Source organism: Streptomyces sp. NPDC018019 (assembly GCF_044327805.1).
GTDB lineage: Bacteria > Actinomycetota > Actinomycetes > Streptomycetales > Streptomycetaceae > Streptomyces.
In genome coordinates this window covers 1-19,630 of the sequence record NZ_JBIRGD010000010.1, presented here as the reverse complement: position 1 = coordinate 19,630, position 19,630 = coordinate 1, and the positions used below count along the sequence as shown (strand labels likewise).

The 19,630-nt window shown below is 73.2% G+C and carries 13 protein-coding genes, 1 pseudogene and 1 riboswitch; of the genes and pseudogenes, 8 read left to right on the top strand and 6 right to left on the bottom strand.

The window, feature by feature from the left end; genetic code table 11:
- Positions 1 to 44: 44 nt before the first annotated feature.
- The 3 genes from ACH4FX_RS18185 to ACH4FX_RS18175 form a co-directional block, all read right to left on the bottom strand.
- Positions 45 to 1,202: a VWA domain-containing protein gene (locus ACH4FX_RS18185; protein ID WP_398480037.1), complete on the bottom strand. Its 1,158-nt coding sequence runs from the start codon at positions 1,200 to 1,202 to the stop codon at positions 45 to 47.
- 165 nt (positions 1,203 to 1,367) lie between these two features.
- Positions 1,368 to 4,037, bottom strand: coding sequence for a DUF5682 family protein (locus ACH4FX_RS18180; RefSeq protein WP_398480035.1), 2,670 nt, complete (start codon positions 4,035 to 4,037; stop codon positions 1,368 to 1,370).
- A complete protein-coding gene (locus tag ACH4FX_RS18175; RefSeq protein ID WP_398480033.1) occupies positions 4,034 to 5,167 on the bottom strand; it encodes an AAA family ATPase in 1,134 nt (377 codons plus the stop codon). Before ACH4FX_RS18175 ends, ACH4FX_RS18180 begins: the two co-directional genes overlap by 4 nt.
- A 267-nt stretch (positions 5,168 to 5,434) precedes the next feature.
- Here ACH4FX_RS18175 and ACH4FX_RS18170 point away from each other — a divergent pair, with 267 nt between their 5' ends.
- Positions 5,435 to 6,817, top strand: coding sequence for an SWIM zinc finger family protein (locus tag ACH4FX_RS18170; protein ID WP_398480031.1), 1,383 nt, complete (start codon positions 5,435 to 5,437; stop codon positions 6,815 to 6,817).
- 141 nt (positions 6,818 to 6,958) lie between these two features.
- A complete protein-coding gene (locus ACH4FX_RS18165) occupies positions 6,959 to 8,905 on the top strand; it encodes a DUF5691 domain-containing protein (protein ID WP_398480030.1) in 1,947 nt (648 codons plus the stop codon).
- A gap of 131 nt (positions 8,906 to 9,036) precedes the next feature.
- Here the strand turns inward: ACH4FX_RS18165 and ACH4FX_RS18160 are convergent, their stop codons facing one another.
- A complete protein-coding gene (locus ACH4FX_RS18160; protein WP_398480028.1) occupies positions 9,037 to 9,447 on the bottom strand; it encodes a cobalamin B12-binding domain-containing protein in 411 nt (136 codons plus the stop codon).
- A 427-nt stretch (positions 9,448 to 9,874) separates the two neighbouring features.
- On the opposite strand from ACH4FX_RS18160, the gene ACH4FX_RS18155 reads away from it, so the two are divergent.
- Both ACH4FX_RS18155 and ACH4FX_RS18150 read left to right on the top strand, forming a co-directional pair.
- A complete protein-coding gene (locus ACH4FX_RS18155; RefSeq protein WP_398480026.1) occupies positions 9,875 to 10,807 on the top strand; it encodes an esterase/lipase family protein in 933 nt (310 codons plus the stop codon).
- A 272-nt stretch (positions 10,808 to 11,079) separates the two neighbouring features.
- A complete protein-coding gene (locus ACH4FX_RS18150) occupies positions 11,080 to 12,822 on the top strand; it encodes a peptidoglycan DD-metalloendopeptidase family protein (RefSeq protein ID WP_398480024.1) in 1,743 nt (580 codons plus the stop codon).
- Between the two features lie 106 nt (positions 12,823 to 12,928).
- On the opposite strand, the gene pcrA is transcribed toward ACH4FX_RS18150, so the two are convergent.
- Positions 12,929 to 15,436, bottom strand: a complete 2,508-nt coding sequence (pcrA, locus tag ACH4FX_RS18145) for a DNA helicase PcrA (RefSeq protein ID WP_398480022.1) — start codon at positions 15,434 to 15,436, stop codon at positions 12,929 to 12,931.
- Between the two features lie 279 nt (positions 15,437 to 15,715).
- A riboswitch (cyclic di-AMP (ydaO/yuaA leader) is annotated at positions 15,716 to 15,937 on the top strand.
- A 7-nt stretch (positions 15,938 to 15,944) separates the two neighbouring features.
- Here pcrA and ACH4FX_RS18140 point away from each other — a divergent pair.
- Positions 15,945 to 17,120, top strand: coding sequence for an NlpC/P60 family protein (locus tag ACH4FX_RS18140; protein ID WP_398480021.1), 1,176 nt, complete (start codon positions 15,945 to 15,947; stop codon positions 17,118 to 17,120).
- A gap of 122 nt (positions 17,121 to 17,242) precedes the next feature.
- Here the strand turns inward: ACH4FX_RS18140 and ACH4FX_RS18135 are convergent, their stop codons facing one another.
- On the bottom strand, positions 17,243 to 17,596 hold the full coding sequence (locus ACH4FX_RS18135) for a hypothetical protein (protein ID WP_398480019.1): 354 nt from the start codon (positions 17,594 to 17,596) through the stop codon (positions 17,243 to 17,245).
- A gap of 398 nt (positions 17,597 to 17,994) precedes the next feature.
- Between ACH4FX_RS18135 and ACH4FX_RS18130 the strand changes: the two genes are divergently transcribed.
- From ACH4FX_RS18130 to ACH4FX_RS18120, 3 genes and pseudogenes are all read left to right on the top strand, one after another.
- Positions 17,995 to 18,774, top strand: a complete 780-nt coding sequence (locus ACH4FX_RS18130) for a GNAT family N-acetyltransferase (RefSeq protein ID WP_398480017.1) — start codon at positions 17,995 to 17,997, stop codon at positions 18,772 to 18,774.
- A gap of 88 nt (positions 18,775 to 18,862) precedes the next feature.
- Positions 18,863 to 19,402 carry a winged helix-turn-helix domain-containing protein gene (locus ACH4FX_RS18125; protein ID WP_398480015.1) on the top strand — a complete coding sequence of 180 codons (540 nt, stop codon included), beginning with the start codon at positions 18,863 to 18,865 and terminating at the stop codon, positions 19,400 to 19,402.
- Positions 19,399 to 19,630: pseudogene (locus tag ACH4FX_RS18120) on the top strand (IS630 family transposase); the annotation flags it as partial. The gene ACH4FX_RS18125 and the pseudogene ACH4FX_RS18120, both read left to right, overlap by 4 nt.

Below are 19,630 nucleotides of genomic sequence, written 5' to 3'. Positions count from 1 at the left end.
GACGGACCAGGGGCCCCGCAAGCCCCGCGGGGCTCTCGTCACCGTTACCCCGCCATGTCCGGTATCGGCAGCGGGCGCTTCTCGATCGCGGCCGCCATCACCTCCGGGAAGAGGTCCGGCGTACAGGCGAACGCCGGTGCGCCGAGGGCCGCGAGGGCCGCCGCGTGCTCCCGGTCGTAGGCGGGCGCGCCTTCGTCCGACAGCGCGAGCAGCGCCACGAACTGCACCCCGGCCGCCTTCATCGCCGCGACCCGCTTGAGCATCTCGTCGCGTATGCCGCCCTCGTAGAGGTCGCTGATCAGTACGACGACGGTGTCGGCGGGCCGGGTGATCTGCGACTGGCAGTACGCGAGCGCGCGGTTGATGTCCGTACCGCCGCCGAGCTGCGTACCGAAGAGCACGTCGACCGGGTCGTCCAGCTCGTCCGTCAGGTCGGCCACCGCGGTGTCGAAGACGACCAGCCGGGTCGCTATGGCCCGCATGGACGCCAGCACCGCACCGAACACGGACGCGTAGACGACGGAGGCCGCCATCGACCCGGACTGGTCGATGCACAGCACCACCTCCTTCTTGACCGACTGCGCGGCCCGTCCGTGGCCGATCAGCCGTTCCGGTACGACCGTGCGGTACTCGGGCAGGTAGTTCCTGAGGTTCGTGCGGATCGTGCGGTCCCAGTCGATGTCCCGGTGCCGGGGGCGGCTGATGCGCGCCGACCGGTCCAGGGCGCCGGTGAGCGTGGCGCGGGTGCGGGTCGACAGCCGTTTCTCCAGCTGAGCGACGACCTTGCGCACCACGGCCCGCGCGGTCTCCTTCGCCGTCTCGGGCATGACCTTGTTGAGCGACAGCAGCGTCCCCACCAGGTGCACGTCGGCCTCGACGGCCTCCAGCATCTCCGGTTCCAGCAACAGCACGGACAGCCCGAGCCGTTCGATCGCGTCGCGCTGCATCACCTGGACGACGGAGGTGGGAAAGTACGTACGGATGTCGCCCAGCCAGCGGGCCACGTTCGGCGCCGAAGCGCCCAGCCCGGCCCTGCGCGCTGCCCCGCTGTCCGCACCGCCCGGCCGGTCTCCTCCGTAGAGAGCGCTGAGCGCCCCGTCCATGGCGGCGTCCTGTCCGCGCAGCTCGCAGCCGGTCCCGTCGGCGCCGTCACCGCCCAGCACCAGCCGCCACCGCCGCAGCCGCTCCTCCGCCCCGCTCATCCGACCACCCCCGTGCCCTCCTGTCCCGCTCACCCGGCCACCCCCGTGTCCCCCTGTCCCCCGCTCATCCGGCCACCCGGTCGCCCATGTATCCCTGCCCGTCACTCGCCCGGCCCCGGGCCCTCCTGCCCCTCACTCCCCAGCCCCCGTGCCCTCCTGTCCCGCTCACCCGGCTTCCCCCGTACGCTCCGGCTGCCGTCCGCCGTCGTTTCCCCTGCCGGCCGCTCCGGCCACGTCACCCGCGCGGGTCATGTCCCGCGCACCGTCCATGCCCTCCGGGAGGCCCAGCAGGAGGCGCAGGGTCGGCAGCACGGCTGCCGACCGGTCACGGTCCAGGCCGGGTCCGAAGCCCGGTATCGCGGGCTCCTGATCACCCCGCGCGGCAGCAGGCCCGACGGCACCGGCCGGGCCGCGGCGCACCAACTCGCCGAGCGTGCGCCGGACTCCGGCGTCGTATTCCGCGAACGTCCGCCGCAGCAGCGGCAGTACGTCCGTGAACGCGTCCGGCGGCACGTCCGCCAGCCAGCCGTCCACCAGGGCGAGCAGCCGCTCGTCGTGCACCAGCAGCAGCCCGCCCGCGTCGCCGCCCGCGAACCCCTCGATCCAGCCCGCCGCTTCGGCCGGCGGGGTCCCCGCCGACAGCGCCAGCCCCATCAGCCGTGCCGCCTCCTCGGCGGCCAGCCGCCCGTCGTCGAGCAGCAGCCGGATCACGCGCCCCCGCAGCAGGCCGGGCACGGCTTCCCGCTCGGCCAGCTTCCGCAGCACCCCCGCCCAGCGCTCCCGCAGAACGCCTGCCCGGGGGCCCGGGCCCTCGTCCAAGAGGCCCACCGCGTGGTGCGTGGCATCCAGGTGGCGGCGCATCTCCGTGGCGCCGTCCGCGTCCAGGCCCGTGCAGGCCGGGGGCAGGCCGACGAAGACCCGCTCGGCCAGCCCGGTGGCCACCTCGCCGAGCGCGGCGGCGTCCGTGCCGCGTACGTCGCCGTAGCGCACCGAGCGCACCAGCGCGGGCAGTGCCTGGGCGAGGTGCCCCACGTCCGCGTCCAGCGCGGCCCGGTCCGTCAGCACCCGCATGACCACGGGCAGCGCGTCCGGGAGCACGGCGAGCAGGCAGCGCTCGGCCAGTGCCGTCACGTCCGCGAGGGTGGTGGTCCCCAGCGCGTCCGACTCGGCCTTGGCCGTCGCGGCGGCCTCCACCGTCGTACCCCATATGCCGGCTTCCGCGGCCCGCACGGACAGTTCCGGCTCCCACCGCAGCCGCCAGCTCTCCCGGAAGGTGCCGGTGCCGGCCCGCGTCCGGGCGGGCTCGCCCCACGGCACGCCGAGCAGCCGGAGCCGGTGCAGCAGCCGGCTGCGCCCGGCGTCCGTCTCCTTGCGCAGGTCGAGGTCCAGTTCCCGCTCCGCCGCCTCCGGTTTGAGGCGCAGCGACCGCTGGCTGCGGGCGATGTCGCGCTGGAGCGGCACCGCCGGGGCGCTCTCCGGCACCTCGCCCAGTGCGTCGCCCACGACCAGGCGGTCGTGGATCAGGGCGGACGGCGCGTCGGACCCCTCGCCGAACACCGCGCGCACCGCGTCCCCGGCCTCGGCCAGTCCGGCCAGCGGCCGGCCACGCAGCACGGCCAGCGCCTCGGCGAGCCGTACGGCCTCGATCACGTGCGCGGACGATACGGCGTAGTCCTCCGCGCGCAGCAGGCCGGCGACCTTCGTCATCCAGCGTTCGACGGGACGGTCCGGCGCGCTGAAGAGGTGGCCGTACCAGCCGGGTGAGGAGATGCCCGCGCCGTACCCGCTGCGGCGCGACAGCCTGCGGTGGGTCCACGGCACCCACGTCACCTCGGGCTTCACCTTGGGGAGGCCCTTGAGCAGCTGCCGGTCGGCGGTCACCGTCGTCCGCCGGGCCAGCGCCGGGACGTGCCACGCCCCGCACACCACGGCGACGCCGTCCCCGAACTCCCGGCGCGCCTCGCGGAGCCGGAGGCGCATATGGGCCTCGCGCACCAGGTCACGGTCCTGCCCGCCGGCGCCGTACACCTCCCGGAGCGCCTCCATCGCCTCGGCCAGCGCCTCGAACGGCGCGAGCGGATCACCGTCCACCGCGTCGCCGTACGGTTCGTGGCCCGGGACCGGGGCAGTGTCCGGCCGTGCACCCCCGCTGCCCTGGTTCCCCCGGCTTGCGTGGGCGCGGTGTTCGATCACGTCCTCCCACCAGCGCTCCGGATCGTCGTATCCGGCGGCCTCGGCCAGCACCGCGACCGGGTCGATCCGCACCTCTTCCGCCAGGTCGGTGTCAGCGGCCCGATCGGGGCACGCTCCGCGGCCGTCGGGGTCCGGCCCGCAGCCGTCGGGGCCCGCGCCACGGCCGTCGGGGGTTGCCGGGCCGTCGGGGGTGGCCACCCGGCCAGGAGCTGCCGCACCGTCTCCGCTCCCGTCCGTGCCGGTCCCGTCCGTGCCGGCCGCGTCTCCGGTTGCCTCCGTGCCGTCCCCGGCGCCCTCCCCGACGCCCTCCCCGAGCGCCAGGGAGTGCGCTGCCGGCAGGTCGATGAAGCGCACCGGTACGTCATGGGCCAGGGCCCACCGGAGCGCCACCCACTCCGGGGAGAACTCGGCCAGCGGCCAGAACGCCGCCCGCCCCGGATCGGCCGGGACATGGGCGAGCAGCGCGACCGGCGGGCGCATCGCCTCGTCGGCGGCCAGGGCCGCCAGCGCGTCCGCCTCCGGTGGGCCCTCGATCAGTACGGCGGGGGGCGCGTACCGCTCCAGCACGGCGCGCACCGCCCGCGCCGAGCCCGGTCCGTGGTGCCGCACCCCCAGCAGCAGGGGTTGCTCCCGGTCGGTCATGCTCCCGCCTCGCGGCAGGCACGGTAGAAGTCCTTCCAGCCGTCACGCTCACGCACCACGGTTTCCAGGTACTCCTGCCAGACGACCCGGTCCGCCGCCGGGTCGCGTATCACGGCACCGAGGATGCCCGCGGCCACGTCCCCGGACCGCAACACCCCGTCACCGAAGTGCGTGGCCAGCGCCAGCCCGTTCGTCACCACAGAGATGGCCTCAGCCGTGGACAGCGTGCCCGAAGGGGACTTGAGCTTGGTGCGGCCGTCGGCGGTGACACCGTCGCGCAGCTCCCGGAAGACCGTGACGACCCGGCGGATCTCGTCCGTCCCGGCGGGCGCGGGCGGCAGGTCCAGGGAACGGCCGAGCTGCTCGACGCGCCGGGAGACGATGCCCACCTCCTCCTCGGGCGTCGCGGGCAGCGGCAGGACGACCGTGTTGAAGCGGCGGCGCAGCGCGCTGGAGAGTTCGTTCACCCCGCGGTCGCGGTCGTTGGCCGTGGCGATCAGATTGAAGCCGCGCACCGCCTGGACCTCCTGCCCCAACTCCGGGATCGGAAGGGTCTTCTCCGACAGGACCGTGATGAGCGTGTCCTGTACGTCGGCGGGGATGCGGGTCAGCTCCTCCACGCGCGCGGTCATGCCCTGCGCCATGGCCCGCATGACCGGGCTCGGCACCAGCGCGTCGCGGCTGGGGCCGTGCGCGAGCAGCTGCGCGTAGTTCCAGCCGTAGCGGATGGCCTCTTCCGGGGTGCCGGCCGTGCCCTGCACGAGCAGGGTCGAATCGCCGCTGACGGCCGCCGCCAGGTGTTCGGACACCCAGGTCTTGGCCGTGCCGGGCACGCCGAGCAGCAGCAGCGCGCGGTCGGTGGCGAGCGTCGTCACCGCGACCTCGACGATCCGGCGCGGGCCCACGTACTTGGGGGTGATGAGCGTGCCGTCCGCCAGGGTGCCGCCGAGCAGATACGTCGCCACCGCCCACGGCGACAGCCGCCAGCGCTCCGGGCGCGGCCGGTCGTCGGCCGCCGCCAGTGCCTTCAGTTCCTCCGCGAACGCGTCCTCCGCGTGCGGGCGCAGCACCTGCGCGGAGTCGTCGGTCGCGGTGCCGCCGACGGCGCCCCCGGTGGTCTTCTCGGACATGGTTCCCCCTCATCGCAAGGTCTGCGGCCAACACCCCGCCTCCGCCGGCCGCTTGCAAGACCCACCCTGCACCACACCACTGACAATCACCGGAAAACCGGCCCTCGCCTGCTACTTCAGCGCATCGTCGCCCCGCGACGAGCGGATCGGCGCGGGATGAGGGTCAAGGACTCGTCGGCAGGCGGTGCCGTCGGCCGTCTTCCTTCTTCCGACCGAGGTTTCCGCTGGTCAAGGCGATTGTCAGTGGTGGCTCGTAGCGTTTGGGGCATGAATCCGCAGGGGGAACGCTGGACGTCGGAGCAGGTGCTCGCGCTCGCGCCCGACGCGCCGTCGCGCAAGGCGGGCAGCAGGCTCGCCGCACCGGGCTCCTGGCCGGAGACCGGCACACGGCGCGGCGCGGTGTGGGGACTGTGCAAGGGCAGCGGCAGCGAGCCGTACCGAACCGTCGTGGACACGGCCGGACCGGCCTTCACGTGCAGTTGCCCGAGCCGCAAGTTCCCGTGCAAGCACGCGCTGGGCCTGCTGCTCATGTGGGCGGGGGAAGAAGGAGCCGTCGCCGACGGCGAGCCGCCCGCGTGGGTGACGGAATGGCTCACCGCACGTCAGCAGCGGGCCGAGGAGAAGGCTTCGAGGAGGAGCAACGACCTCGACGGCGCGGGCAGTTCGACGGGCCCGGCGCCGGCTGCGAGCCGGGAGGCCGCCCGGCGGCGGGCGGCGCAGCGCGCGCAGCGGATCGCCGCCGGTGCGACCGAGCTGGAGCAGCGGCTGGCGGACCTGCTCCGCTCCGGCCTGGCCACCGCCGACCGCGCGGGGTACGGCACCTGGGACGAGACGGCGGCCCGCATGGTGGACGCCCAGGCGCCCGGCCTCGCCTCGCGCGTGAGGGAGTTGGGGGCGGTGGTGGCCTCCGGGCCGGACTGGCCGTCCCGGCTCCTCGCGGAGTGTTCCCTGGTCCACCTCCTCGACCAGGCGTACCTGGGCATGGAACGCCTGCCGCCCGCCCTGGCCGCCACGGTCCGCACCCGCGTCGGGCTCACCACCGACGCGGCGGAAGTGCTCACCGGCGCGGACACCGCGACCGTCCGCGACCGCTGGCTGGTGCTCGCCCAGGAGGACACCGAGGAAGGGATGCTGACCAGCAGACGGATATGGCTGCGCGGTGAGCGGACCGGACGCATGGCGCTGCACCTCTCCTTCGGCGGGCGGGACCGGCCGCTGGACCTCTCCCTGCCGAGAGGTCTCGTCCTCGACGCCGACCTCGCGTACTACCCGGGCGCCCGGCCGCTGCGCGTCGCCCTGGGCGGACGGCACGCCGATCCGGTGCCGGCCGGCGGGCCACCGCCGGGCGGCGGCACCGACGCCGCGCTCGCCGCATACGGGGACGCGCTGCGCGACGATCCCTGGCTCGACGCCTGGCCGGTGGTCCTGACCGACGTCGTACCGATACCGGGCCGCGACGGGGAGCACTGGCAACTGGCCGACGGCGACGGGGAGTCGGCGCTCCCCGTGGACCCGCGCTGTACAGAGCGGGCCGGCCTGTGGCGCCTGGCCGCGATATCCGGCGGCGAGCCGGTCACGGTCTTCGGCGAATGCGGCCACCGCGGCTTCGTGCCCCTGACCGCGTGGGACCCGGACCCGGTCGCGCTGTGACCCGGCGGCCGACAGCCCGGCCGCCCCGACCGGCGCCCGGCACACCGTGCCGAGCAACCGGCGCCGAGCAACCGAGGCCGCCCAGCCAGTGGCAACCATCCACCCTCACCAGCCAGTCCGATCACAGCCCGGGGGACAACCATGAACGACGACTCCAGCACCGGAAGCCCGCACCGCACCGGAAGCCCGCACCGCTGCGGAAGCCCGCACCGCGCCGGAACTCTGCCCGCCGGAGCAGGCCCGCACGGCTCCGGCGGCCACCCCGCCGGCCCCACCCGCCCCGCCACCGCCTCCCCCACCACCGATCCCACCTGGGAAGAGCTGGTGAGCGCGGCGCTGCTCGGGACGGAACGCCGTACGCCGCCGGTCGCCGTCCGTGCGGGCCAGAGTGCCGCGGGCGCGCTTCTGGACGCGGCCGCCCTGAGCACGGTGCGGCGCCGGGCCGCGCTGCGTCCCGCACCCGCCCGTGAGCGCCCGGTACCGGCCCCGTCCGACCCGCGCCCGCCGCTGCCGCCGGCCGCGCGGCGCAGACTCGGACTGCTGCTCGCCGACCAGAGCGGCACCGGCGGCGGCCACCGCCGCGGTTCCGCCCCCGACCTCACCGAGCTGCTGCCGCAGTGGCTCACCGCCGCCACCGAGTACGGCTACCGCGCCCCCGAGGCGCTGCTGCCCGCGCTGCTCGACGCGGCCCGCGCGCGGACGGACCTGCGCGCCGCGGCCCTCGGCTTCGCCGGCCCGCGGGCGCGGTGGCTGGCGCGGCTGAACAACGAGTGGAAGTTCGTGCTGCGTGGCGCGGGGAGCACGGCCGTACCGCCCGGCACCGACGATCCCGAGGCCGTGCGCGCCCTGTGGGACGAGGGGCTGTTCGCGGAGCGGGTCTCCCTGCTGGCGGCGCTGCGCCGCCGCGACCCGGCGGCCGGGCGTGCCCTCCTGGCCACCACCTGGAGTACGGAACGGGCCGAGGACCGGTTGATGTTCCTCGACTCCCTGCGCGAGGGCCTGTCGGTGGCCGATGAGCCGTTCCTGGAGGAGGCGCTGTCCGATCGCAGCCGTAACGTGCGGGGCACCGCTGCCGAGTTGCTGTCGGCGCTGCCCGGCACCGCACTCGCCGGGCGGATGGCAGCCCGGGCCCGCGCCTGCGTCAGGCTGACCCGCTCCGGGAACGGCACGTCCACCATCAGCACGTCCGCCATGGGCACGACCACTACCGGCACGACCACCACCGGCACAACCGGCCCCCGTACGGCCCCCGCCGGTGCCGGTGCCTGGACGCTCGTCGTCGAAGCGCCACGGGAGTGTGACGCGGCGATGCAGCGGGACGGGGTGGTCCCGAGGCCGCCGACCGGGCGTGGCGAACGTGCCTGGTGGCTGGGCCAGCTGCTGGAGGCCGCCCCGCTGGACTGCTGGAGCCGGTGGCTGGGCGGCCGGGAGCCGGCGGCGATCGTCGCCCTGCCGGTGGCCGACGGCTGGCGCACCGAGCTGCTCGACGCCTGGTGCCGCGCCGCCGTCCGCCAGCGGAACGTCGCCTGGGCGCGGGCCCTGCTCGGCGCCCCGACCGCGGCCCAGCCGGGCGCGGGCCCGTACGGAACCGGACCGTCCGCGCCGGGCGGTCCGGGCACCGCGACCGGCACGGCCTACGCGACCAGCGCCTCCCCCGCAGGCACCGCCGCCTCGCACGACCCGGCCGGGTCGTCACGCGACCTGGCGCGGCTGCTGACGGTCCTGCCCGAGGACGAACGCGCCCAGTGGGTCGCGGAATTCATCGCGGTCCACGGCCTGTCCGACGCGTTCCGGATGCTCGGGGTGTGCGCGGTGCCGTGGTCCGAGCCGCTGGGGCGGGCGGTGGTCGACGCGCTGGACATCGCCCGGGACGCGGGCAGTTATCCGTGGAGCTTCAGCGGGGTGATGGGCCTCGCCGAACGGTGCCTGGACCCCGCGGCGGCGGACCGGCTCGACATGCTCACCGCGACTCCGGACGAGCCCGCCGACGGCTCACCCGGCGCGGTCGGCTACTGGTCCGAGGCGTTCCAGCGCCTGGTGGGCACGCTGCGGCTGCGCGCCACGATGCGGGCGGAGCTGGCCCCATGAACCACCCCGCCACCGGCCCGAAGCAGCACCACCCCGCCACCGGCCCGGAACCGCCCCACCCCGAATCGCCCCGCCCGAAGGCGATCCGCCGCAGGACGCTTCTCCCGGAACCGCCCCCGGCCCCCGCCCCCTCAGACCGCCGCCTGGCGGACGTTGGCCCGGACCCACTCCACGATCGAGGAGGTGGTCGCGCCCGGCGTGAAGATCTCCGCGACGCCCAGCTCCTTGAGGGGCGCGATGTCCGCCTCGGGGATGATGCCGCCGCCGAAGACCTGGATGTCCGCCGCGTCCCGCTCCTTGAGCAGCTCTATGACCTTCGCGAACAGGGTGTTGTGCGCCCCGGACAGGATGGACAGCCCGATCGCGTCGGCGTCCTCCTGGATCGCGGTGTCCACGACCTGCTCCGGGGTCTGGTGCAGTCCCGTGTAGATGACCTCCATGCCGGCGTCGCGCAGTGCCCGCGCGATGACCTTGGCCCCCCGGTCGTGGCCGTCGAGTCCCGGCTTGGCCACCACCACACGGATCGGACCCTGCACACCCATCACTGCCTCCCAGCCCTGCACGGCACGACACGGCACCTGCACGGAACAGGGCCGCCGGACCGACATCCGATGTGCGGCCGTGTCGGCCGCCCCAAGCGTGAACGAACGTTATCGCCAGCATCCCGTACCCGGCCGTTTCGTAACACTGAGGGAGGGGGAAATCACACATTGGGACACGTTCGCTACGCGTTGCGTTCCGCGTCGCTTCCGGCCGCGGAGCGGACGCACGGGGAGCCGCAGTGAGGTCGCCGCACCTCCGCGCCGTCAGCCGCGCGGCACGGGGGTCCGGCCCCTGAACGCTTCCGTCTTCGTATCCGTACGTCCACGCAGCAGCTCGTTCACGTACTTGTACGTTGCCGGAAACGGCTGCCCATGAGGGCACACGGGGGACAGAGTCGTCTCCCGCGTGCCATTCGGGAGGTCGGCCATGAAGGCCCTGCCCTTTCTCTGCTGTCTGGCCCGCCCCTCCGCGCTGCTGCGCGCGACGGTAGTGGAGCTGGCGATCCTCGCCGGACACCTTCTGCTCTATCCGACCGGCATGCACCAGGAGCAGCCCAGAGCCGTCCCCGGCACGCCCGCCGGCCCGGGGAACGGCACCGGAGGCAACGACGGTCCCGCGCCCGGCAGCAGCGGCGGTACCGCCCCCGGCATCAGCGACGGCTCCGACGACACCACCGGTACGGTCACCGCCGCCCGGCCGGCACTGCTGCCCACGGAAGGCCGCGCCCACCCGCCGGTCCTCCTGCTGCACGGCTTCATCGACAACCGCTCCGTCTTCGTCCTGCTGCGCCGCTCGCTGCTCCGGCACGGCTGGCGCCATGTGGAAGCGCTCAACTACTCACCGCTGACCTGCGACCTCCGCAAGGCCGCCGAGCTCCTGGGCCGCCACGTCGAGCAGATCTGCGAGCGCACCGGCCACAGCCGGGTCGACCTGGTGGGCCACAGCCTCGGCGGCCTGATCGCCCGCTACTACGCCCAGCGGCTGGGCGGTGACCTCCGGGTGCGCACCCTGGTCACCCTCGGCACCCCGCACGGCGGCACCCGGGTCGCGCCTTTGATGTCGGCCCATCCGCTGGTCCGGCAGATGCGCCCGCATTCCGACGTGATCGTGGAGTTGGCTCGGCCCGCCCCGAATTGCCGTACGCATTTCGTCTGCTTCTGGAGCGACTTGGACCAGCTGATGGTCCCGGTGGAGACCGCGCGAATCGATCACCGGGATTTGATCACCCGCAGCGTGCGGGTATCGGGAGTCGGTCATCTCGCGCTCCCGGTCAACGGTGCGGTGGCGGCCGGAATACGGGAAGCGCTCAGCGCCGAGGAGGACGCGGAAGACGGCACGAGCGCCACTTCGGTGGCCTGAGTTCCCTGCTCCGGGCGGCTGCCGCCCGGGCACTTTCCAAGGTCGCGCGCGCCCGTCCGCTCTCCGCGGGACCGTTTCCGCACCCCGCAGCGCCCCGCACCGCCTCGAACGGCCCTCGAACGCGGCGCCAAGAACGCGCATGCTGTCCGCCGAAAGGCGGCCAAATGCCCGTTGTCGAGAAGCCCGAAACCTGCCGAAGATTGTCGCCGTCACGTACTGCCGGGTACAGTCGCCGCTAATTCTCCTGCTGCCGAGGCGAAAGAGAAGTGGTGGTGAACGACCGTCACTCGCCGGAGTCCCCCGCTCCGGCTGTCCCCTCTCCCGACGCCTCGTATGCGCACTACCCGGCCTACGAGTCCTACGGGCACCAGGACACCCAGGCCGGACAGGCGCCATACGGCGGCGACCCGTATTTCGGCGCGCTCCCCGGCCACCAGGCCACCGGCGCGCACGACGCCTCGCCGTACGACACCGCCGCGTACGGCACCGACACGTACGCCACCGCCGCGTATGCCACCGGTGGCTACGGCGGCGGCTACGACGCGGGTACCCACCCCGCGGGCGCCTATGACAGCGGAACGGCCAACTCCGGCGCCCGGGACACCGGCACGCAGCCGGAGGCCGCCTACGACCCGTACTCCCACACCGCGTACGACGGCGGTTACGGGTCCGACGGCGTCACCGGGCCCGACGCCTACGAGGCCACCGCGGTCTGGGGCGCCGTCGGGACGGACCTGGTCGCCGGGATTCCGGCGCAGGCGGGCCCCCCGCAGGCCGGCCACCCGTACGACGCCGATGCCAGCTCCCAGTGGGAGACCATGACTTGGGCCGGTCCCGGTCTGGGCTCGTACGGCGGCGAAGCGTACGAAAGCGGGCAGCAGTACGGTTCCGGACCGTACGCGAACACAAACGATCAGTACGATTCCGCTTACGGTGCGTATGAGGCGGATTCGAATTCGGATACGGCGGACAACCGATTCGCCGCGGACCACGGGCCCGCCCAGCCGCACCACGGCCACGGCTCCCCCGACGGCCACGGCATAGGGTCCCCGGACGACGACCCGTTCGGTGCCACCGCCATCGCCGAAGCCCTCACCCAGACGACCCCGGCGATCACGCCCGACCTCGACGGTTTCGACGGCCTCCCGCACGGGGCCGCCGAGCTCTCCGGCACCGCCGACATCACGCCCGACGACGGCCCCGCCTCCGGTGCCGTGCCCGCCGCGCGCGGCTCCCGCTCCCGGCGGGCGGCGTCGGGCGGCGCCTCGTCCGGTCGCGGGCGCCGCCGCACCGCCAAGCGCTCGGCCCTGCTGACCGTCGCGGTGCCCTCCGTCGCCGCCATGGGTGTGTGCGCCGTGGCCGCCGCCTCCGTCACCAGCGGTGCCGAGAGCGGCGCGAAGGACAGCACGACGACCCAGGCCGCCGGGGACCCCGCGGCCGTGCAGCCGGCCGCCGCCGCCAACAACAAGCTCGACACCCAGCTCGCCAGCCTGAGCGCGGGCGCCGACGACTTCGCCGACCGGGCCAGCCGTACGCAGGAGCGCATCGACCTCAAGGCCCGGCAGGCCGCCGAGAAGAAGCGCCGGGCGGAGGAGGCGGCGCGCAAGGAAGCCCTGCGCCCCAAGTTCGTGCTGCCGGTCGCGCAGCACGGTCTGAGCGCGCTGTACGGGCAGGCGGGCGTGAACTGGATGTCCGTGCACACCGGCATCGACTTCCCCGTCGGCTTCGGCACGCCCGTCATGGCCGCCACGGACGGCACCGTACGCACCCAGTGGAACTCCGCCTACGGCAACATGGCGATCGTCACCGCCCCGGACGGCACCGAGACCTGGTACTGCCACCTGAGCAGCACCAAGATCCGGTCGGGCCCGGTCAAGGCCGGTGACCAGATCGCCTACTCGGGCAGCTCCGGCAACTCCACGGGCCCCCATCTGCACTTCGAGGTGCGCCCCGGCGGCGGCTCGGCCATCGACCCGCTGCCCTGGCTGCGCAGCCACGGCCTCAACCCGACCTGACCGACCGGACCGGCCGCCCTCAGCACGTGCGGCCGGGAGCCGGCAGCCGGCACCGTCCGGCGCCCCGCGGGGTGCCGGACGGCTCCGTGTCCGTCTCCGCCCTCCGTCAGAGCTTCTCGACGGGCGCGTACCGCAGCAGCAGCCGCTTCGGCTTCTCGCCGCCGAAGTCGATCGTCGCCTCGGCGTTGTCACCGCTGCCCTTGACCGCGACGACCGTGCCGAGCCCGAAGCTGTCGTGCGTGACGCGGTCGCCGACCGCCAGCGAGACCACCTCGCGGTCCTTGGCGCGCCGGGTCGCGAAGCCGCTCGGCCCCGCCTTCGTACGCGACGAGGACAGGCCGGAGCCGAAGCCCCCGCCGCCGGTGCCCGAGAGCGCGCCCATCGAGGCGGAGGGCGTCGCGGGACCGGTGCGCCGCCAGTCCACGTACTGGTCCGGGATCTCCTCCAGGAAGCGGGACGGCGGGTTGTACGACGGCTGTCCCCAGGCGCTGCGCATGGTCGAGCGGGTCACGTAGAGCCGCTCGCGGGCGCGGGTGATGCCGACGTACGCCAGGCGCCGCTCCTCCTCCAGCTCCTTGGTCTGGCCCAGCGCGCGCATGTGCGGGAAGACGCCGTCCTCCATGCCGGTCAGGAAGACGGTGGGGAACTCCAGGCCCTTGGCGGTGTGCAGCGTCATGAGGGTGATGACGCCGGTGCCCTCCTCGTCCTCGTCCGGGATCTGGTCGGAGTCGGCGACCAGCGCGACCTGCTCCAGGAAGTCGGCGAGGGTGCCGGGGTTCTCTCCCCCGGCCTGGGGGCTGGAAGGTGCCCCCACGCCGCGGTCCTGCTCGAATTCGAGCGCGACGGCGGCCAGTTCCTGGAGGTTCTCGATACGGGTCTCGTCCTGCGGGTCGGTCGAGGACTGGAGCTCGGCCAGGTAGCCCGTGCGCTCCAGGACCGCTTCCAGGACGGTGGCGGGGCCCGCGCCGGACTCGACGATGGTGCGCAGCTCCTCCATCAGCGTGTTGAAGCGCTTGACGGCGTTGGCGGAGCGCGCGGCCATGCCGTACGCCTCGTCGACGCGGCGCAGCGCCTGCGGGAAGGTGATCTTCTCGCGGGCGGACAGGGCGTCGATCATCGCCTCGGCGCGCTCGCCGATGCCGCGCTTGGGCACGTTCAGGATGCGGCGCAGCGGGACGCTGTCCTCCGGGTTGGCGAGGACGCGCAGGTACGCGAGGATGTCGCGGACCTCCTTGCGCTCGTAGAAGCGCACCCCGCCGACGACCTTGTAGGGCAGGCCGACCCGGATGAAGATCTCTTCGAAGACGCGGGACTGGGCGTTGGTGCGGTAGAAGACCGCGACGTCGCCCGCCTTGGCGTCGCCCGCGTCGGTCAGCCGGTCGATCTCGTCGGCGACGAACTGGGCCTCGTCATGCTCGGTGTCGGCGACGTAGCCGGTGATGCGGGGGCCTTCGCCGGCGTCCGTCCACAGGTTCTTGGGGCGGCGGTTCTCGTTGCGCTCGATGACGGCGTTGGCGGCGCTGAGGATCGTCTGGGAGGAGCGGTAGTTCTGCTCCAGCATGATCGTCGTGGCGTCCGGATAGTCCTCCTCGAACTGGAGGATGTTACGGATCGTGGCGCCGCGGAACGCGTAGATCGACTGGTCGGCGTCACCGACCACGCACAGCTCACCGGCGGTCTCGGCCGGCCCCACCAGCTCCCGTACGAGCGTGTACTGGGCGTGGTTGGTGTCCTGGTACTCGTCCACGAGCACGTGCCGGAAGCGGCGGCGGTAGTGGTCGGCGACATCCGGGAACGCCTGGAGCAGGTTGACCGTGGTCATGATGATGTCGTCGAAGTCCAGGGCATTGGCCTCGCGCAGCCGCGCCTGGTACATCGTGTACGCCTCGGCCACCGACTTCTCGAATCCGTCGGCGGCCTGCTGGGCGAAGGTCTCCTCGTCGATGAGCTCGTTCTTGAGGTTGGAGACCTTGGCGCTGAAGGACTTGGGCGGGAACCGCTTGGGGTCGAGGTCCAGGTCGCGGCAGACCAGGGCCATCAGGCGCTTGGAGTCGGCCGCGTCGTAGATCGAGAAGGACGACGTGAAGCCCAGCTTCTTGGACTCGCGGCGCAGGATGCGCACGCACGCGCTGTGGAAGGTGGAGACCCACATCGCGTTCGCCCGGGGGCCGACCAGCTCCTCGACGCGCTCCTTCATCTCGCCCGCGGCCTTGTTGGTGAAGGTGATCGCGAGGATCTCGCCCGGATGCACCCGGCGCGCGCCGAGCAGGTGCGCGATGCGGTGCGTCAGGACGCGGGTCTTGCCGGAGCCGGCGCCTGCGACGATGAGCAGCGGGCCGCCGGTGTGCACCACGGCGGCCTTCTGCTGGTCGTTCAGCCCCTCCAGGAGGGCGGCCGGATCCACCGCGGGGCGGGCGGCGCCGTCGCGGTAGTACGGGTCCCGGCCCGGGCCCACGGCGTGCGGGATGCCGCCGGGCACGTCGAAGCGCCCGCCGAACAGGTCGGCCGGGATCTCCTCCTGTGCCGGACCGTCCTCGTCCTCGGGAGGCGGCGGGGGCCCCTCGCCGGTGGGTTCGAGGTCCGCCAGGAAGCTGTCGTCAAAGAGGCTGCTCATCGCCCACCGAGTCTAGGCCGCCCCACTGACAGCCCGGCCCGTACCGGGAAAACCGGCCGTGTGACCTCGCACGCCTCCGACGGGTGTCGTGCGTCACAGGGCGCGTACGACACCATCCGGTCCCGGGCGGACAGGCGCGGGCCAGGACACGCCCCGGATGCGATCAGATCACGAAAAGGTTTCGGGCATATCGAACATCAGCCTTCACAGGAGCCACATGGGTTGGCTACCGTGCTCGCTCGGGCAGCCCGCCGTCCCCGCGGTCGACAGCGTCCGCACGGGCCGCCCCCGCCGAGTCCGGCGCTGCCGCGAGGCATCCGGAGCCGGGGACCCACACGTACCACCGAGGTGAATCGGTCCGGTACGGCACACGGCGAGAGGCGCCTCGGACCACCGCCCGGAGCGCTCCCAGGACCTCTGCCGCGCCGTACGGACCGTAGGGCAGCCTTCCGTACGCCCGAACCTGACAGCTAACCCGGTAGGCGGTCCACGGAAGGAGGCGCCGGCCTTGGCGTCGCACCGCAAGCCGCGCACCCGCATACTCGCCTCGCCCGGAAGCCGCCGTACGGCCGCCGGGCTCACCACCGCCGCCCTCGCCTCGGTCACCCTGCTCTCGCAGACGGCCGAGGCCGCGCCACGGCAGCCGAAGCAGACGATCGAAGAGGTCAAGCAGAAGGTCGACGACCTCTACCGGCAGGCCGAGGTGGCGACCCAGAAGTACAACGCCGCCAAGGAGCAGGCCGACGAGCAGCGCAGCACCGTCGACCGCCTCCTGGACGACACCGCCCGGCGCACCCAGAAGATGAACGACGCCCGGCGCCAGCTGGGCACCTACGCGTCGGCCCAGTACCGCAGCGGCGGCATGAACCCGACCGCGCAGCTCCTGCTGGCCCGGAACCCGCAGCAGTTCGTCGACCGGAGCCACCTGATGGACCGGCTGACCGGCGCGCAGAAGCAGGCCGTCACCGACTACCAGGAGCAGCAGGCCAAGGCCGTACGGCAGCGGACCGAGGCGGCCCGGAGCCTGGAGCGGCTCACCGAGACCCAGGCGTCCCTGAAGGAGTCCAAGAAGGACGTCCAGGACAAGCTGGCCGAGGCCCGGCAGCTGCTGTCCCGGCTGACCGCCCAGGAGAAGGCGCGGCTGGCGGAGCTGGAGCGCAAGAAGGAGGCCGAGGCCCGGCGCAAGGCCGAGGAACTGGCCCGCAAGCAGGCCGAGAAGGAACGCAAGGAGCGGGCGGACCGCCAGCAGCACGACAAGCCGGGCCAGGGCACCGGCTCCGGATCACCGGACGGCGGCTCCTCCGGCGGCGGGACGGCCGACGACGGTTCGTACGCGACCAAGGCCGCCAAGGCGCTCGCGTTCGCCCGCGCCCAGATGGGCAAGCCGTACGTCTGGGGCGCGACCGGCCCGAACTCGTACGACTGCTCCGGTCTGACCCAGGCGGCCTGGAAGGCGGCGGGCGTCTCGCTGCCCCGGACGACCTGGGACCAGGTCAAGGCCGGCGACCGCGTGGCGACCAAGGACCTGAAACCCGGTGACCTGGTGTTCTTCTACAACGACATCAGCCACGTCGGCATGTACATCGGCGACGGCAAGATGATCCACGCCCCGAAGCCGGGCGCCAGTGTCCGGGTCGAGTCGATCTACTACATGCCGATCTACGGGAGCGTGCGGCCGGCTTGAGCGGGAGCGCCCGGCGCGGATGAGCGGAAGCACCGGGTCCGCATGAGCGGGAGCACCCGCCCCGCACAGGACGAAGGCCGCGGGGCCGGTGCCCCGCGGCCTGTCCTCTCAGGCTCCGCCGCTCACGTCCACAGCAGCGCGATGAAGATGTTGACCACCGTCAGCAGCCCCACCGCCAGGAAGAAGGGCTTCTCCACCTTCTCCTCGTCGCGCTTCACGTAGACCAGGCCCAGGATCACGACCAGCAGGGCGAGCTTGACGCCGAGCTTGACGTTGTCGAGCGAGTGGTCCTGGGCCTGGTTGAGGCCGACCAGGGCGACGCCGGTCACCAGCATCGTCAGCGCGCCGTGCAGCATGGCCGGCACGAAGCGCGCGGTGCCCGCGCTCATCGGCTTCAGCTGGGTCAGGAAACCGCCGAGCAGCGACGCGATGCCGATGATGTGCAGGCCCACGAAGACCTTGGTTACTACGTCCATAGTGGTGGATCGTAGCCCTCGCTTACCACGGCTTCGCACTCAGGTCCGCCTCTCCCACTCCGGTCGGAGCCCGCTCCCGGCACGCCTCCAAGGCGTACGGCAACGGACAGGCACACCCACCGGCGGGACGAAAACGAGCAATACCCGTCAACCAGTCACCTTTCCGGGGGGCGGAGGTTTAGCGTCCTTCATCAGGCGGCCGACACCCCACCTCCGCCGGATTCCGCCCCGGCGGTCGTCGGCCGTCTCCGCCGAGAGGAACGGCGGCGGCCCGCTCCCCCTGTTACGGGCCGCCGCCGGACCCAGGAGGGCAACGCTCCAGGAGGACGGCGCCCCAGGAGAACGGCCCGGACAGCGGGCTCTCAGCCCGCACCACGGACCGCTCTAAGATCGGCCGTATGGACCTCCCTATAGACAACCCCCCTATAGATACGGCCGGTTCGCACCCCTTCCCCACCCACGCCTCCCCCGCCTCCCCTTCCGCCCCGTTCCCTCTTCCCGCCGCGCACCCGGATCTCGTCCGGGCCTGGGTGCACGGCCTGGCGCGGTGCCGTGGCGCCGCGGCCCCCGTCGCGGTCCACGGCGGCTTCTACGTCGAGGTCCGCGTCCCCGTCCGGTCGCACCGCTACGTCTTTCCCGCCGCCGACCCGGACGTCCTCCGCGGCCTCATCGCCTCGATCACCACCCCCAACCTGTGGGTCAACGTCTGCGCCCCGCGCTCGGACATCGCCCCGGCCCTGCCGCCCACCTGGGAGTTCGCCGAGCCGCAGTTCCTGATGTCGGCCACCCTGCCCCCGGCGCCCGCCCCCGTGGCGGCGCCGACCGGTTACACGGTCGAGACGGTCGACGAGGACGGCACCGGCGTCCTCCAGTGCCGCGTGCTGGACGCCGCCACCGGCGAGCTCGCCGCCCGGGGGCGGGCCGGTCTCACCGACGCCGCCACGCACCCCTCGGCGGTCTTCGACATGATCAACACCAGTGCGGGACACCGCCGCCGCGGCCTGGGCCGCCTCGTCATGAACACGCTGTCGGCCCACGCCGTCCGGCTGGGCGCCACCCACGGCGTCCTGGTGGCCAGCCCCGCCGGGCGGTCCCTCTACCGATCCCTGGGCTGGCGCCTGCACGCACCGGTCACGGCCGTACGCATCCCACCGCCGACGGAGGACGGCACCGGCTGACGTCTTGTGGACCGGTACCGGCTACTGACTTTGTCTGCGTGGTGTCGTCAGGGCTGACAGGTGGTGATCGCTGCGGTACGCCCGAGACATGAGGTATCCGCAAGGCGGTGGCCTGACTGCCGAAAGGCAGGCGTTTCGCGAACGTATTCGCATGGAAGCGGCCCGGATGTTCGCTGCCGGACAGAGCAACCATCTGGTCGCGAAGAGGCTGCGGATCAGCGTCCGGTCGGTGCAGCGGTGGCGCCGGGCCTGGGAAGCCGCAGGCCAGCGCGGCCTGCGCTCAAAGGGGCCGGCGTCCAGGCCGGGGCTCAGCGAGACCTTGTTCGCAGTGCTGGAAGAAGAGCTGGCCAAGGGGCCAGTGGCGCATGGCTGGCCGGACCAGACCTGGACCCCGGCCAGAATCAAGACGCTCATCGGGCGCCGGTTCCACAAGAGTTTCACCCTCTTTGCCATCGCCAAGATGCTGCGGCGGCACGGCTTCAGCCATCAGATGCCCGCCCGGCGGGCACTGGAGCGCGTCGAGGAGAAGGTGACCGGCTGGCTGAAGGAGACCTGGCCACGGGCAAAAGCACCGCGGCGGCGCGCGGGGCCTGGCTCTGCTTCGAGGACGAGGCCGGATTCTCGATGACGCCGCCAACCCGCCGCACCTGGGCCAGGCGCGGGCACACCCCGCTGGTCCACGTGCGCGGACGCTCCCAGCGACGCTTCTCCATCGCCGCTCTGACCTGCTACAAGCACGGCGAACGCTCCCGTCTGATCTTCCGTCCCAAGCGGCACGGCGCCCACAAGGAGGCCAAGCGCCGAAGCTTCACCTGGACCGACTACCGCGACCTGCTCATCGCGGCCTACCACCAGC

Bases quoted from the DNA above. Each gene is read 5' to 3' on its own strand.
- ACH4FX_RS18185 (WP_398480037.1), bottom strand. From the start codon at position 1,202: ATGAGCGGGGCGGAGGAGCGGCTGCGGCGGTGGCGGCTGGTGCTGGGC.
- ACH4FX_RS18180 (WP_398480035.1), bottom strand. From the start codon at position 4,037: ATGACCGACCGGGAGCAACCCCTGCTGCTGGGGGTGCGGCACCACGGA.
- ACH4FX_RS18175 (WP_398480033.1), bottom strand. From the start codon at position 5,167: ATGTCCGAGAAGACCACCGGGGGCGCCGTCGGCGGCACCGCGACCGAC.
- ACH4FX_RS18170 (WP_398480031.1), top strand. From the start codon at position 5,435: ATGAATCCGCAGGGGGAACGCTGGACGTCGGAGCAGGTGCTCGCGCTC.
- ACH4FX_RS18165 (WP_398480030.1), top strand. From the start codon at position 6,959: ATGAACGACGACTCCAGCACCGGAAGCCCGCACCGCACCGGAAGCCCG.
- ACH4FX_RS18160 (WP_398480028.1), bottom strand. From the start codon at position 9,447: ATGGGTGTGCAGGGTCCGATCCGTGTGGTGGTGGCCAAGCCGGGACTC.
- ACH4FX_RS18155 (WP_398480026.1), top strand. From the start codon at position 9,875: ATGAAGGCCCTGCCCTTTCTCTGCTGTCTGGCCCGCCCCTCCGCGCTG.
- pcrA (WP_398480022.1), bottom strand. From the start codon at position 15,436: ATGAGCAGCCTCTTTGACGACAGCTTCCTGGCGGACCTCGAACCCACC.
- ACH4FX_RS18135 (WP_398480019.1), bottom strand. From the start codon at position 17,596: ATGGACGTAGTAACCAAGGTCTTCGTGGGCCTGCACATCATCGGCATC.
- ACH4FX_RS18130 (WP_398480017.1), top strand. From the start codon at position 17,995: ATGGACCTCCCTATAGACAACCCCCCTATAGATACGGCCGGTTCGCAC.
- ACH4FX_RS18125 (WP_398480015.1), top strand. From the start codon at position 18,863: ATGAGGTATCCGCAAGGCGGTGGCCTGACTGCCGAAAGGCAGGCGTTT.